Source organism: Roseateles saccharophilus (genome assembly GCF_031458095.1).
Lineage (GTDB): Bacteria > Pseudomonadota > Gammaproteobacteria > Burkholderiales > Burkholderiaceae_C > Pelomonas > Pelomonas saccharophila_A.
The window spans coordinates 198107-213155 of the sequence record NZ_JAVDXU010000003.1; the positions used below are offsets into that span (position 1 = coordinate 198107).

General features: G+C 68.0%; 8 protein-coding genes and 1 tRNA gene. 4 read left to right on the forward strand and 5 right to left on the reverse strand.

Annotated elements, in window-relative coordinates; genetic code table 11:
* Window positions 1-24 precede the first annotated feature (24 nt).
* The 3 genes from J2X20_RS19930 (at window position 25) to J2X20_RS19940 (ending at window position 7746) form a co-directional block, all read left to right on the forward strand.
* On the forward strand, window positions 25-2283 hold the full coding sequence (locus J2X20_RS19930) for a RelA/SpoT family protein (protein WP_310268387.1): 2259 nt from the start codon (window positions 25-27) through the stop codon (window positions 2281-2283).
* A gap of 250 nt (window positions 2284-2533) precedes the next feature.
* Complete coding sequence (locus J2X20_RS19935; RefSeq protein WP_310268389.1) at window positions 2534-6280, forward strand: TonB-dependent receptor; 3747 nt, start codon at window positions 2534-2536, stop codon at window positions 6278-6280.
* Window positions 6277-7746 (forward strand): tetratricopeptide repeat protein, encoded by a 1470-nt coding sequence (locus tag J2X20_RS19940; RefSeq protein WP_310268392.1) that lies wholly within the window; start codon window positions 6277-6279, stop codon window positions 7744-7746. Before J2X20_RS19935 ends, J2X20_RS19940 begins: the two co-directional genes overlap by 4 nt.
* Here the strand turns inward: J2X20_RS19940 and greB are convergent.
* A complete protein-coding gene (greB, locus tag J2X20_RS19945; protein WP_310268397.1) occupies window positions 7721-8287 on the reverse strand; it encodes a transcription elongation factor GreB in 567 nt (188 codons plus the stop codon). The two genes, J2X20_RS19940 and greB, sit on opposite strands and share 26 nt — an antisense overlap.
* 14 nt (window positions 8288-8301) lie before the next feature.
* Between greB and J2X20_RS19950 the strand changes: the two genes are divergently transcribed.
* Window positions 8302-9330 carry a CaiB/BaiF CoA transferase family protein gene (locus J2X20_RS19950; RefSeq protein WP_310268399.1) on the forward strand — a complete coding sequence of 343 codons (1029 nt, stop codon included), beginning with the start codon at window positions 8302-8304 and terminating at the stop codon, window positions 9328-9330.
* A 67-nt stretch (window positions 9331-9397) separates the two neighbouring features.
* On the opposite strand, the gene J2X20_RS19955 is transcribed toward J2X20_RS19950, so the two are convergent.
* The 4 genes from J2X20_RS19955 to J2X20_RS19970 form a co-directional block, all read right to left on the reverse strand.
* Complete coding sequence (locus tag J2X20_RS19955) at window positions 9398-12508, reverse strand: S8 family serine peptidase (RefSeq protein ID WP_310268401.1); 3111 nt, start codon at window positions 12506-12508, stop codon at window positions 9398-9400.
* Window positions 12509-12654: 146 nt separating this feature from the next.
* Entirely contained in the window at window positions 12655-13152 is a 498-nt protein-coding gene (locus tag J2X20_RS19960; RefSeq protein WP_310268403.1) for a PEP-CTERM sorting domain-containing protein, read from the reverse strand.
* A 492-nt stretch (window positions 13153-13644) separates the two neighbouring features.
* Window positions 13645-13721: transfer RNA gene (locus tag J2X20_RS19965), tRNA-Arg, on the reverse strand.
* Window positions 13722-13800: 79 nt separating this feature from the next.
* A complete protein-coding gene (locus tag J2X20_RS19970) occupies window positions 13801-15048 on the reverse strand; it encodes a heme biosynthesis HemY N-terminal domain-containing protein (RefSeq protein ID WP_310268406.1) in 1248 nt (415 codons plus the stop codon).
* Window position 15049 lies beyond the last annotated feature (1 nt).

Consider the following 15049-nt stretch of genomic DNA (forward strand, 5'->3'; position numbering starts at 1 on the left):
CCTTCGTATAAATTCGGGGCCAATATGGCCCAACGTTCCCTCACTGCGTGGTTCACGCTGCCCGGATTGCGGGAGAAAGCTCCGCCGACGCAGGCGGAAGCCGCCTCCTTTGACGCCCTCGCCCCCAAGCTCGGTTACCTGAGCAAGGCCGAGGTCAAGCGGGTGCGCGAGGCCTACAAGTTCGCCGACGAGGCCCACCTGGGCCAGAAGCGCGCCACCGGCGAGCCCTACATCACCCACCCCATCGCCGTGGCCGGCATCTGTGCCGAATGGCGGCTGGACGCCCAGGCCCTGATGGCCGCGCTGATGCACGACGTCGTCGAGGACTGCGGCGTCTCCAAGACCGAGCTCATCGAGAAGTTCGACGCGACGACGGCCGATCTGGTCGACGGCCTCACCAAGCTGGACAAGCTGCAGTTCTCCACCAAGGAGGAATCGCAGGCCGAGTCCTTTCGCAAGATGCTGCTGGCCATGGCGCGCGACCTGCGCGTCATCCTCATCAAGCTGGCCGACCGCCTGCACAACATGCGCACCATGGGCGCCATGGCGCCGCACAAGGCCCGCCGCATCGCGCGCGAGACCTTCGACATCTACGCGCCCATCGCCCACCGCCTGGGGCTGAACCAGACCTTCCGCGAGCTGCAGGACCTGTCCTTCCAGTACTTCCACCCCTGGCGCTACGCAGCGCTCAGCAAGGCGGTGGGCAAGGCACGCGGCAACCGGCGTGACCTGGTGTCGCGCATCGAGGCCGAGATCCGCGCCGCCTTCGCCAAGGCCAGCCTGCGCGTGGAGGTGCAGGGGCGCGAGAAAACGGTCTATTCCATCTACAAGAAGATGCGCGAGAAGGGCGGCCTGTCCTTTGCCCAGGTCAGCGACATCTTCGGCTTTCGCATCCTGACCGAGGAGCCGCTGCAGTGCTACACGGCTCTGGGCGTGCTGCACCAGCTCTACAAGCCCCAGGCAGGCCGCTTCAAGGACTACATCGCCAATCCCAAGGACAACGGCTACCAGTCCCTGCACACGACGCTGATGGGGCCGCTGGCCACGCCGCTGGAATTCCAGGTGCGCACCGAAGGCATGCACCAGATCGCCGAACAGGGCGTGGCCGCGCACTGGATCTACAAGAGCCGCGGCAAACAGGCCTCGGCCCTCGTGGCCCAGCAGGCCAATGCACGCTGGCTGCAAAGCCTCATCGACATCCAGGACGAGACGCGCGACGCCAACGAGTTCCTCGAGCACGTCAAGATCGACCTCTTTCCCGACGCGATCTACGTCTTCACGCCCAAGTCCAAGATCATGGCTCTGCCCAAGGGCGCGACGCCGGTGGACTTCGCCTACGCCATCCACTCCGACGTCGGCGACCACTGCGTTGCCGCCCAGGTCAACGGCGAGGCCGTGCCGCTGCGAGCCGAGCTGCGCAGCGGCGACATCGTCGAGATCATCACCGCGCCCGGCGCCAGCCCCAACCCGGCCTGGCTGAGCTTTGTGCGCACCGGCCGTGCGCGCTCCAAGATCCGCCACTATCTGAAGGACCTGGAGCAGGAAGAGTCGCGCGAGCTGGGCGAGAAGATGCTGGCCCAGGCCATGCGCGTTGAAGGCCTGGGCCTGCCCAGCCTGGAAGTGGACGACCCGTCCGCGCCCATCTGGCATGACCTGGCCGCCTGGGCCGGCAGCGCCAGCACCGAGCAGCTCCTCGTTGACATCGGCGCCGGCCGCAAGATCGCCACCATCATTGCCAAGAAGCTGGCCCGCCTGATGGCCGAGCAGGGCCAGAAGCCCGACGCCCTGGCCCTCACCCTGGGCCGCTTCGCCGAGGCGCCGGCCAGCCAGGGCAGCGTGACCATCGACGGCAGCGAAGGCGCCTCGGTGCAGCTCGCCAGCTGCTGCCGCCCCATCCCCGGTGACGAGGTGCGCGGCTATCTCGGCCGCGGCGAAGGCCTGGTCGTGCACACCTGCGAATGCCTGGTCGGCCGCCGCCTCTTCCAGCGCGACAGCGAACACTGGATCCAGGTCGAATGGGCCGAGGAGCTGACCAAGAGCTTCGAGGCCGGCATCGCGCTGTTGATGACCAACGGCAAGGGCGTGCTCGCCCAGGTGGCGCAGGCCGTGGCCCAGGCCGAGGCCGACATCACCCACATCTCGATGAGCGACGAGGCCCAGCTGCGCGAGACGGCCGAGATGACGCTGCTCATCGCCGTGCGCGACCGCCTGCATCTGGCCGATGTGCTACGCGTGCTGCGTCGCACCGCGCCCGTGCAACGCGTCTGGCGCGTCAAACCCTAGCCTTCCCGTCGATGGACCGCCCCACGGCCAATCACGGCCGTGACTGTTTCTGTTCGCGCCCCCGGGTTAACCAGTGTTTCTGGGCCCGGTATTCCTTGGCGGGATAGCAATCCGGCCAAAACGAATTTCTCCCGGTTACGGCGGCTGCTTAAGGTCGCGCCGCGGTCCCGCAAGAGGTGTGAAAAACCCCTCCCGGCCGCGGACGACAGCCCCACAACAAGCCCGGCCCGACCGGAGCGCGGAGAGACACGTGAACAAGTTCAGCAAGCCTGCGGTTGCCACCGCCGTTACCATGACCCTGGCCCTGTGGGCCCAGCAAGCGGCCCTGGCGCAGCAAGCCACCAAGCCGGATGACGGCAAGCCCACCGCACGCAAGCCGGACGCGCCCGTGCAGGAACTGGAGAGCGTGCTGGTCATCGGCACCCGCCAGTCCCAGCAGTCCAGCATCAACCGCAAGAAGCGCGGCGCAACGGCTCAAGACTCCATCGTGGCCGAGGACGTCGGTGCCTTCCCCGACCGCAACATCGGCGAGGCCATCTCGCGCATTGCCGGCGTGGCCCTGGATCGCGGCGACTTCGGCGAGGGCGTCAACGTCTCCATCCGCGGCAACGGCCCGGAGCTGACCCGGGTCGAGATGGACGGCATGGCGGTGCGCTCCGGCGCCGGCACCGACCTGCTGGGCGGCGGCGACGGCCGCGGCACCGAGTTCCGCGAGCTGTCCTCCGACCTCATCAAGAGCGTCGACATCGTCAAGGGCTCCACCGCCGCCATGGTGGAAGGCTCGCTGGGCGGCGGCGTCATCATCACGACGCGCACCGGCCTGGACTTCGACAAGCCCTACTACTCCTTCAAGGCCGAGGCCTCGCGCAGCGACCTGGCCAAGAAGACCACGCCCAACTTCAACCTGGTGCTGGCCGACAAGTTCCTGGACAAGCGCCTGGGCGTGCTCGTCAACCTGAGCAAGTCGCGCTACAAGAGCGAGCAGCATGGCGTGACCCAGGGCGGCAGCAACAACCAGCAGGGCCTGGTGCGCCTGGCGGACTTCGACGGCTCGCCCGAGAAGACCTTCACCTTCAACCCGGCGACGCTGGCCGGCGACACCATCAACACGCCCATCCTGGCGTCAACGCTGACGGGCGGCGGTTTCTTCAACTCGTCCTCGCCGATGGAGCTGCTGACCAAGTCGGCCGCGGCCAAGACCAAGGCCGACTGCTTCACGGCCTTCCCCGACCTGACCACGGCGCAGATCAACGCCATGGCCAACACCTCGGGCAACCGCACCAACGCCTACACCCAGCGCCAGAACGAGCAGATCACCTGCCTGAACCAGTGGAACGATTACTCGCCCTCGCAGACGGCGGGCTTTCGCTACAACTTCAAGAGCCAGGACGACCGCCGCGAGGGCGGCGACATCCGCCTGGATTTCAAGGTCAACGACAAGCTGACGGCCTACACCAAGCTCAGCCTGACCAAGCGCCATGTCGACGACATCGTCGGCTTCCTGGGCGTGGGCAGCTCGACGCTGTTCAACGGCGCCGGTACCTTTAGCGACAACACGACGACCAACACCCGCTCGCTGGCCGCCGGCCAGAGCGCCTTCGCCTCGCTGCTGCCCCAGAGCTACTCCTGGCGTGCCAGCAATGTGCCCCTGATCAAGGGCACGACGACCAATGTGCTGCCCGGCTACACGGTCGACTCGAGCCATCACCTGACGAGCTACTCCACCAACAACGGCTCCTTCGGCACCGACACCATCTTCAGCACCATCGACACCGACAACAAGACGCTGATGCTCGGCGGCGAGTACCGGGACGATCGGCTGACGGTTCAGGCCATGGGCGGCACGACCAAATCCACCGCGATGCGCTATGACCGGCGCGCGTCCTTCAGCTACAACTACGGCGTCGGCAACTTCGCGCTGCAGCCCAACGGCATCTGGTCCTTCACCTTGCCCAACGGCAGCAACAACGACCAGCTCAACTTCCCGGCCTATGCCCAGCTGAACCCGGCCGTCGCCGCGGCGGCCTTCCCGGCCTCGGCCACCAACCCGACCTCGGTGCCGGCCTACACGGCCGCCCAGCGCGCCCAGTACACCAACAACACGCTGCTGCAGGTCATCCGCTCCTTCGACACCGAGAGCAGCGAGAAGACCGGCAAGGTCGACATCGCCTACAACCTCATCGACAAGCTGCCCTTCCTGACCTCGCTGAAGGGAGGTCTGAACTACCGCAACACGGGCGGCAGCACCTGGAGCGGCGCAGGCGGCACGGTCAAGGATCCCGTCGGCACCTATGGCCAGGCCGGCTTCGTGCCGGGTGTCTACATGCCCCAGGTCAACACGCGCTGGAACGTCGTTGGCTGCGAGAACACGGCTGGCTCGCAGGCCGCCGGCGGCCAGCCCTGCGCCTATGGCTACATCCCCAACAACCAGCTCAACACCGGCACCGGCAGCGTGGCCGCCGGCACCACGACGCTGACCCGCGCGCAGTACGAGGACCTGATCCGCCAGACCATGACGCTCGCACCGGCCGGCCAGTTCTACGGCGGCTCCAAAGACCGCCCGGCGACGCTGATCGACGGCTGGAACCAGATCGACATCGACAAGCTCTTCCAGATGGCCGGCATTCCGGTGCGGCTGGACTGCTTCCGTAGCTGCACGGCCAGCGACGGCAAGGTCTACGACATGCCGGTCACCCAGTTCACCGAGAAGTCGCAGGCCGGCTATGTGATGACGGACTTCGAGATCGACCGCGTGCCCTTCACCGACTGGTCCCTGCCCTTCGGCATGGAGCTGGCCGGCAACATCGGCGTGCGCGTCGTCAAGACCGATGTGTCCGGCACGGGCTATATGACCTTCCGCTCGGTACGCAAGACGCCCATCTGGTACACCGACCCGACCAATGCCGGCGCCACCGTCTCCTACACGCTGGCCCAGAACACCTCCATCGCGGCCAAGTCCACCGACGTGATGCCATCGCTGAACCTGGCGGCCTGGCCCATCGTCGACAAGCTGGCGCTGCGCTACTACATCGGCAAGACCATCGCCCGCCCGCCGGTGTCCAAGCTGCTGCCCTCCGGCGGCACGACGGTGGTCTGCTCCAACAGCCAGATCATCGAGGAGGATCCTGACGATCCGGACGGCAGTCCCGGCGACCAGCGCTGTACGGGCACGCTGGGCAACCCTGCCCTGAAGCCGCAGACCAACGTCAACCAGAACCTGTCGCTGGAGTGGTATGCCAACCGCGACACCAGCCTGTCGGTCGGCATCTTCCGCCAGCGCGGCCTGATCGGGGCGCCGACCCTGGGCGTGGTGCGCAGCAACAGCAAGGTCTTCACCACCAGCAATGCCAGCGACCCCTTCACGGGCGAGTCGCTGAAGGACATCGAGTTCGCCTACACGCAGTGGGAGAACGCGCCGGCATCGACCCGCCGCGGCATCGAGTTCGGCCTGAAGACGGCCTTCACCTTCCTGCCGTCCTTCCTGCGCTATACCGGCATCGACGCCAACTACAGCCGCGTGCGCTCGACCCAGGGCGCCCCGACGCTGGACCTGATCAGCGGCGACGTGCTGCCCATCGCCAACGAGCCCAAGTACTCGTGGAACGCCTCGCTCTGGTATGACGACGGCGGCTTCCAGGCCCGCGTCGCCATGCAGGTGGTTGCCGCGCGCTACTACACCTTCTCGCCCAACACCGGCAACAACGTCGGCGTCTTCAACTACCCGTCCATCGGCACTGCCTACCGCACCGGCCTGACGAGCTACAACCCCGGCGCGCCCATCTTCGGCAATCGCACCGCCTTCATCGACGCCAAGGTCTCCTACCGCTTCAAGAACGGCCTGGAGCTGTTCGCCGACGTGCGCAACCTGACAGGCGAGCGCACCCAGAGCACGACGGGCGGCTACCAGAACTATGCGGACGACATTCCCAGCATCTATGGCGACGGTTACAACGGCCGCCGCTTCACCGTCGGCATGACCATTCGCAGCCCCCGATGAGACAAGCGGCACTCCTGGCCGCCGGCCTGCTGCTCGGCGCGGCGGCTGTTGCCCAGCAGGACAACCAGTTGCCGGCCGTGAAGCTCAGCGGCCAGCGCAACGGCGGTGTCGATCCGTCCATCGTCACCGCCGCCAAGAACAAGGTGCTGTCGCGCAACTACGCCTCGTCCTGCGCTTTCATGAAGGGCTACTCGGCCGCGGAGGACGAGGTCACGCTGGCCTATATGCGCGACTTCGGCCTGCAGGACAGCCCGTCCAACGAGGCCGAGCGCTTCAGCGACCTCAGCCCGGGCGGCAATGCCAGGACCGATGCGGTCGGCAGCGCGCTGACGGAAGAGCTGGTGGCAGGAGCTGGACCCGACCCGTCGCCAGCGGCCGTCGCCTGCTCAGGCACCGACCGCCGCATCGCCGCCGGCCGCAACTGGATCGCGCGCAAAGACAAGTCGCTGACCCAGGCCTTCGATGCCTACGAGGCCGGCGACTACGTGCAGGCCCGCGCCCGCTTCGAGGAGGGCTGGAACAAGCTCGGCTACGAAGAGTCGGCGCTGATGCTCGGCCGCATTCATCTGCTGGGCCTGGGCACGCCGGCCAGCACGCCCCGGGCCATGGAGTGGCTGCTCAAGGTCGTCGATGCGCGCTACGACCCGGTCGCCGACCGCATGCGCTTCGACCCGAGGAGGCCCAACGACATCACGACGCGGGTCGACGCGGCCCTGCTGCTGGCGCGCATCCACCTGACCGGTCAGGGCACCAAGCGCGATGCGGCGGCCGCCTACCGCTGGTGGGGCAAGGCGCTGGACTTCGGCTTCGAGCCGGCCGGCACTCTGCTCGCCCAGGCCGAGCTCAACGGCCTCGGCACGGCGCCGGATGCCAGGCGCGCCCTGGCCCATCTGCAAGTCGCCGCCGAGGCCGGCCATGTGCAGGCCCTCTACCTGCTCGGCCAGCTCTACCACCACCAACTGCCGCGCCAGCCCGAAGGCGTGCCGCTGGACCTGCAGCGCGCCGGCGCCTACTACGGCGCGGCCGCCAAGGCCGGCCATGCCGACGCCACCTATGCCGCGGCCCGCATGCTGGACCTCGGCGAAGGCGTGACCGCCGCGCCCGAGCGCGCCCTGGTGCTCTACAAGGACGCCGCGCTGAAAGGCCATGCCGATGCGCAGAACGCGCTGGCGACCTTCTTCTACCGCGGCGAAGGCGTGCCGCAGAACCTCGCGACGGCGCGCCAGCTCTTCCAGGCCGCGGCCCAGCGCCGCCAGCCCGAGGCCATGTTCAACCTCGCCGTCATGCTGGCCCAGGGCCAGGGTGGCGACCAGGACCTGGCCACTGCCTACGCCTGGTGCAGCCTCAGCAAAAACCTGGGCCACGAGCAGGCCGCTGCCGCCCTGCCCAGCCTCGCCGCGCGGCTCAGCCCCGACGAGCGCGCCCGCGCCGAGGCAATGCTCAAGCCGCCGGCGCGGGGTAGCTGACCTCGACGACCTCGATCTTCTCGACGCCCACCGGCGTGACCAGATTGAGCTCGTCGCCGACGCGTGCCTTCAGCAGCGTGCGCGCGATGGGCGAGATCCAGCTGACCTCGCCGGCCAGGCTGTCGGACTCGTCGATGCCCTTGATGGTGATGGTCTTCTCCTCACCCTTGGCGGTGGCGTAGGTCACCGTCGCGCCGAAGAAGATCTGCTCGCTGCCGTGGTGGGCGCTGGGGTCGACGACCTCGGCGATGTCCAGGCGCTTGGTCAGGAAGCGCAGGCGCCGGTCGATCTCGCGCAGCCGCTTCTTGCCATAGAGGTAATCGCCGTTCTCCGAGCGGTCGCCGTTCTTGGCGGCCCAGGACACCGTCTCCACCATCTTGGGCCGCTCGACGTCGATGAGCTGCATGAACTCCGCGCGCAGCCGCGCATAGCCGCCGGGCGTCATGTAGTTGCGCGTGCCGGCCGGCAGGCTGGGCAGCGAGGGGCCGTCGCCGTCGTCATCGTCGGACGAATCGGATTCCTTGGTGAAAGCCTTGTTCATGACAATATTGTCCGATGCAAGCGCCCTCCTCTCCCGGCCCGCTCACCGGGCTCAAAGTCATCGAGATGGCCGGCATCGGCCCCTGCCCGCTGGCCGGCATGCTGCTGGCCGACCATGGCGCCGACGTCCTCGTCATCGAGCGCCCCGGCGGCCAGGTGCTGGACACCGGCACCGCCCTGGACCGGGGCAAGCGGCGCACCTGCCTGGACCTGAAGACGGCCGAGGGCCTGGCCGAGGCGCGCGCGTTGATCGAGGGCGCGGACGCCTTGATCGAAGGTTTCCGGCCGGGCGTCATGGAACGTCTCGGCCTCGGGCCCGAAGTCTTCATGACGAGCCACCCGCGCCTCGTCTACGGCCGCGTGACGGGCTGGGGCCAGAACGGCCCGCTGGCCCAGGCCGCCGGCCACGACATCAACTATGTGGCGCTGACCGGCGTGCTGTCGACGGCCACGCGCGCCGGCGTTGCGCCCAGCATCCCGGCCACTCTGATTGGCGACATGGGCGGCGGCGCGATGTTCCTCGCCTTCGGCCTGATGGCCGCGCTGTGGGAAGCCCAGCGCAGCGGCCGCGGCCAGGTCGTGGACGCCGCCATGGTGGATGGCGTGGGCCTGCTGTCCACGCTGATGCATTCCCTGCGTGCCGCGGGCGGCTGGAGCGACGCGCCGGCGCAGAATTTCTTCCTGCACAGCTCGCCCTTTTACGACTGCTTCGAGTGCGCCGATGGCCGCTTTGTGTCCCTGGGCGCGCTGGAGCCGCAGTTCTATGCCGAGCTGCTGCAGCGGCTGGGCCTGACCGACGTCGACCCGGCAGCCCAGCAGGACCGTGACCGATGGCCGGCGCTGCGCGATCGCGTGGCCGCGCGCATCCGTGAGCAGACGCGCGACGAGTGGACGGCCCGGCTGGAAGGCACGAATGTCTGCTTCGCCCCGGTGCTGACGTTGGCCGAGGCGCCGCTGCATCCGCATGCGCAGGCGCGGGGCAGCTTCGTTCAAACCGACGCCGGCGATTGGCAGCCCGCCGCCGCGCCGCGTTTCAAGCGCTGACCCGCCGCACAACGCCCCAGGGCGAACTCCGAGGCGTTGGCAGGGACGACGGTGCCTGGCGCGCCGCTCAGAAGTTCAGCAAGGCCGCCTGGCTGGCGCCGGACACGTTGTCAGGCATGGCGACCATGATGCCCAGCGCCGGCGTGTTGGCCAATTCCGCGGCATTGACGCTGAAGGTCGCCGCGCCCGCCCCGTTGACCGCGACGATCGGCGCGGCACCGAAGCTGATGGCCGGCGCGAAGGCATTGAAGCTGCCGATGCCAGGCATCTGGGCACCAAAGCCATCGGTGCCGAAGTAGCGGACGACGTACTTGAAGCGCGGCTGGGCTACCGTCATGCCCAGGCCGGCCGTGCCAGCGCGCGGAACCGGGATCTGCAGGGTCGAGTTGTCGGTCGGCTGGGTGACCGTGAACAGCAGCGAGCCATTGCCATTGATGTTGCAGTTGGCATCGGTGGGGAAGATCGCGCTGGCGAACTGCGAAGCCTGCAGGCTGGAGCTGAGCGCACTGCCATTGATGCCGATCAGCACCTTGTTCGGCGTGAAGCCGGGGCCGCCGCTGGTGTCGATGCAGATGTCGAATTCCTGGAAGGCCAGCGTCGTCGACGTGCGGTTGTGGGTGTTGATGCCGAAGATGACGTTGGTGCCCGACAGCCGCGCGCCCACCGCCCGCACATCGGCCTGCTGGATGCCCTGCGCCGCCGGCTGCGACAGCCCCCAGGTGTAGAAGGTCGGCGCGGCAGCAATGGCGCCGCCTGCATTGCTGAAGTTCAGCGTGTTGCCGGCCACGCCAACGGCCAGGTTGGAGCGGCTGTGGCCCACCATGTAGAAGGGCACCGCCAGCTTGACGTTGGCGTTCATGCGCGAGTTCGCCGGGGTCAGCTGGACATAGCCGCCCACGTCCTGGAAGCTCGTGCCGCCGCCCATGGTGCTGGCCGGCACATCCAGGCGCACCGGGACGATGGCATCGCTGTTGGCATTGACGATCACCGAGGCCGGCACGGTGATGGCCGCGCCCGCCGGGCCGGAGTTCTTCACCGCCGTGATGTTGAACTGCACGGCCTTGGTCGCCGCGTTGTGCACGGTCATGTTCTTGGTGACGCTGAAGTCGGTCAGCAGGTCGGCGAAACCGAAGCCGACGCTCTCGTTGGGCATGCGCACGACGGCCTGCGTCGCCGTGGCCGGCATGGCCTGGACCAGACCGCCGCCCTCATTGCGCTGCAGCATGTCCTGCATGAGGTTGGGTGCTGCCGTCTGCACGATGGCCGCGCGCAGATCGGGCTGCGACCAGCCCGGGTGGGCCTGCTTGGCCAGGGCCGCTACGCCGGCCACCACGGGCGTGGCCATCGAAGTGCCGGACAGGACCTGGGAGCTGTTGCCCGAGCCCGACGCCACCGATACCACCGAAACGCCGGCCGCGGTGACGCTGGGGCGCAGCTCGCTGTCACCGATGCGTGCGCCTTGGGACGAGAAGCTGGCAATCTTCTCGAAGCCCGCATTCGGATTGATGCCGGTGCTCGTGGCCACCGCGGTGGCCGGAGCCGGCCCGCCGGTCGGCCCGGAGATCTTGGCCGCGTCGGCCAGTGCCACGCCGAAGAAGGGAATGGACACGGGCTCGTAGATATTGCCCGAGTTCGGGTCGGCCGCGCCGCCGGGAATCGGGCCCTCGTAGGGCGGGAATCCGGCCGCGTTGTTGATCATGGCGGCGGCCGCGGCACCGAAATGCTGGGCAGCACCGGCGCGAAAGGTGCGCGCGCAGGTGCCGCGCGCCGTCACGACCATCTTGCCGGCCAGGCTGACACCGGTGATCGCCGGGTCGTACTCGTTCGGATTGCAGCCGAGCGAGACGGTGCCATTGGCATTGCGCAGCACATGCACCGGATAGTTGCTGCCGTTGGCATAGCTGGCGCCGTTCGCGTTGATCACCGAGATGTTGTTGCCGCCGGCCAGCGCCAGCTGCGCCGTCTGGACGCCGGCCAGCGCATCGGTGGCCGCCACCGAGATCGCGCCATTGAAGACGCCTGGCGCGCTGGTGATGTAAGGCGTCGGGCCGGCGTTGCCGGAGGCCGCGACGACGATGATGCCGGCCGCCGTCGCGTCGGCCACCGCCTGGGCCTCGGCCAGGCTGCCGCTGTCGCCATTGCCGACATTGCCGAAGTTGGACCCCAGCGACATGCTGATCACGTCCACGCCCTGGCTCACCGCCCAGTCGATGGCCTCGGCCACCACATTGGTGTTGCCGTTGCAGCCGAAGACGCGGGCGAAATAAAGGTCGGCCTTGGGCGCCATGCCCGGGCCGATCAGGAAGCTGTTGGACGCATAGGTGGACGCGCCATAGGCACCGGCGTAGGTCTGGCCATTGGTCAGCACGCCCAGGCCGGTCGCCGTGCCGGCAACGTGGCTACCGTGGCCGACGGTGTCGCCTTCATTGAAGCGGCAGTCCAGCGGATTGGGATCGGGCACCGGCGTGTTGCTGCCGGTGTAGGCATCGCCGACCAGGTCGATGCCGCCCTTGACCTTGGGCGCGCCGGGGCCGACCAGGCTGGGGTCGGGCGCCAACGCGCCGCTGGCGCGCGCCGTGTTGTAGGCGGCCACCGTGCCAGGGCCGCCGAAGTTGGCATGGGTGTAGTCGATGCCGGTGTCGATGATGGCGATTTTGACGCCCTGGCCCTGGAAGGCACCCAGCGTCGACTGCCAGGCTGCAGGGCCGCCCGAAAGCTGCACTTCGTTGGTGTTCAGGCGGCTGTATGTGCCGACGGCCTTGACGTCGACGACGCCGGGCAGGCGGCGCAGCGCGGCGATGCGGTTCTTGGGGATCTGGATCTTGATGCCGTTGATGGCGTTTTGCAGCCGGGCCAGCACCCTGCCGCCGAGGCGCTCGATATGCGGCCTCACGGCGTCCTGGTCGCCCTGGCGGGCGTGGGCGACGGATTCGCGCTCACCGCGCTCGAGGCGCCGGCCGAGCCGGTGCTCCATCTTGACGACCGAGTCACCGGACAGCATCACCATCACCGTGGTGAGCTGGGTGTCATTGCCTCGCTGCACGAAGGCCTTGTCGAGGGCCACGTCGTTGCCGATGGGCTGAAAGGCTTCCTGGGCCATCGACGCGACGCCGATGGATGAACCCAGCATGGCGATGGCGGCGCTGATGGCCGACTTGCGAACAACGCTAGTAGACATTTCTCGCTCCTGTTGGCCGTGGGATGCCCCACGGGCTTCCTAATCACCGAGCAGCGATCTGCTGCAGCCTGCTGCGCGCCCGTGGATTGGGCTGCAGCACCAAAAGCAAAGCCGGGCGCAGGGCCCGGCAGCGGTCCTGTGACTCTTCAGGCGCTGGTGCTGGCCGGCCTGCGGCGCCGCGAGGCCGCAAGCCCGCCCAGGCCGGCCGCGGCCAACAAAGCCAGGCTGCCCGGTTCCGGAAGGGTGACGCTGACCGAATCCAGGTCCCAGAAGGCCGGCCCCTGGCTGAAGTTGAAGCTCAGATCGGTCGACGCGCCCGCCGCGATGAAGGTGACCTCGTACAGGGTGTAGCCGAAGGCCGAGGCATTGCTCAGGCTCATGCCGGTGGCCGCCCCGAAATCGAAGCTGAAGGCGTTGGGGGCGGAGGCGCCCGTGACGTCGGGCTCCAGCATGAGCCAGAACGAGACCTTGTAGTTCGAGCCGGCGACGGTGGTCAGCGTCTGGGTGATGGAACTGCTGGCGCCACCGAAGTAGGCGGCGTAGGTGCCGTCATGCGGCACCAGCGTATCGACACCGTCATACAGCGGATCGGTCACGAAAGACCAACCCGTGAAGTCTCCCGTTTCGAAGCCGCCGTTGGTCACCAGGTCAGCTTGCGCCGGGCTGGTGGCAAACAGTGCGGCCGCGACCCAACTGCTGGCAAGTAATCTTGTTGTTCGAGACGACATGATCGACCTTTCCCGAGAGGAGTTTGGCTTGAGTGCATGCGTACCCGCGCAGCGCGAGACGCCCTGCGTAACGTCGGAAGCGAGCTTCCGATGCCTCCTCCGAAGCAAAATTTGCGCCGCGAGGTGATTAATACGTGAAATCAAGCACTTGCCAGAGATGGCGATTTGAAGTGACTCGCGCTTTGTAAGAGGCCTCGACAGCGGGTCTACCCGGAGGGACCGCTAAATGGACTGTCGAGCGCAACGGATGGCCGTGTCAGGCCATAGATGGCTTGGCCAAGTCAGAAGCAGGCTGCCGATGCCCGGGCCGCATGGCGCCGTGACGCACAGCCGCTGACGAATCGGCCCCGGAAAAGGAAAACGGGCTAGACGCTTTCGCATCTAACCCGTTGATTCTCTTCTTATTATTGGCGCGGCTGGCAGGATTCGAACCCACGACCCCTTGGTTCGTAGCCAAGTACTCTATCCAACTGAGCTACAGCCGCTGAAGCCTCACAGTATAACCAGATTTTTTGGACCTCGACAAGACTTCGAGGATTTTTTAGCAATTGTTTTGGCGGGCTCTCAGGGCAGACGCGCCGCCGCTTCGAAGCAGCGCGCACGGCGGGCTTCGTCACCCTCCTGTTCAGCCAAGGCCGCCAGGGCCAGCCAGCTGCGCCGGCGCGCCGGGCCGGCCATCGCCACGTCATCGGCCGCAGTTTCGAGCATCAACCGCGCCTTGCCCCAGAGCTGGCGCTCGGCCAGCGCATGGCCCAGCGCATAGGCCAGGGCGCGCTCGCGCGGGAAGCGCGACTGCGCGGATTCGAGGCGCTGCAGCCAGTCCGGGCCGCAGCCGGCCAGCACCGGCACCAGCGCATTGGCGAGGGCGGCACGATCATCGGACTGCAGCTCCCCCAGGTCGTCGAAGAAGGGACGCAGCCAGCCACGACCGTCGTCCGGCGCGCCGAGCTGTCCGGCGCATTGGGCGGCACGCGCCGCGACGAGGGGGTCGCGCCGATCGGCAGGGTCCAGCTGCTGCCATATCGAGCGCAGTTGATCGACATCGCGGGCGCCATCCAGGGCCTCGAAGGCCAGCGAGCGCAGCAGGCTCTGCGCCGCCACCTTGGAGAAGGCCTGGTGCTTGGCGAGCAGGCGGGCGGTGCGCAGGGCGTCCAGCGGCTGGCGGGCCAGGCGCGAGGCCTGCAGGCGCAGCCGCAGGGCCTGGGTTCGGCGGGCAACGCCGGGGGCCAGCTCGCCAAGCACGCTGAGCGCGCGTGTGGCGTCGCGATCGTCCAGGGCCCATTCAGCGGCCAGCAGGCGGGCGCCGTCTTCCTGCGCGCGTGCGCCGCCGGTGCGCTGCGCCAGCTCGAGGGCGCGGGCCAGCTGCTCGTCGCGATGGCGGCGGTCCTGCAGGCGATGGGCGCTGGCCGCGGCCAGCAGATGGGCCAGGGCCATGAAGGACTGGTCGGCCGCCAGCTCGGGCGTGGCGGACTGGATGTTGAGCGCCTTCTGCGCCGCTTTCTGGGCACGGCTGAAACGGGCCCCGAAGAGCTCGATGAGGGCTTCGCGCAGGGCCAGCTGGGCGCTGCGCTCGCGCTGGGCCAGGCGCCACTCGCGGGCGCGCTTGGGCAAGGTCGTCAGCGCCTCGATGGCCTGGATGGCCGTGACCAGGGCGAAACAGCTCGCCACCAGCAGCAGCAGGAAGAGATTGAGGGAGATGTCGACCCGCCAGCCGGCCCAGTAGAAGCTGGCCAGGCCGTCATTGCTGCCCAGGGTCAGGGCCGCGACAACGGCGACGACGAAAAGCAGGACCAGCCAGATGACCAAGCGCATG

What these genes read in the sequence shown, in the direction of transcription:
- J2X20_RS19930 (WP_310268387.1), top strand. Translation starts at nt 25, where the DNA reads ATGGCCCAACGTTCCCTCACTGCGTGGTTCACGCTGCCCGGATTGCGG.
- J2X20_RS19940 (WP_310268392.1), top strand. Translation starts at nt 6,277, where the DNA reads ATGAGACAAGCGGCACTCCTGGCCGCCGGCCTGCTGCTCGGCGCGGCG.
- J2X20_RS19955 (WP_310268401.1), bottom strand. Translation starts at nt 12,508, where the DNA reads ATGTCTACTAGCGTTGTTCGCAAGTCGGCCATCAGCGCCGCCATCGCC.
- greB (WP_310268397.1), bottom strand. Translation starts at nt 8,287, where the DNA reads ATGAACAAGGCTTTCACCAAGGAATCCGATTCGTCCGACGATGACGAC.
- J2X20_RS19950 (WP_310268399.1), top strand. Translation starts at nt 8,302, where the DNA reads ATGCAAGCGCCCTCCTCTCCCGGCCCGCTCACCGGGCTCAAAGTCATC.
- J2X20_RS19970 (WP_310268406.1), bottom strand. Translation starts at nt 15,048, where the DNA reads ATGCGCTTGGTCATCTGGCTGGTCCTGCTTTTCGTCGTCGCCGTTGTC.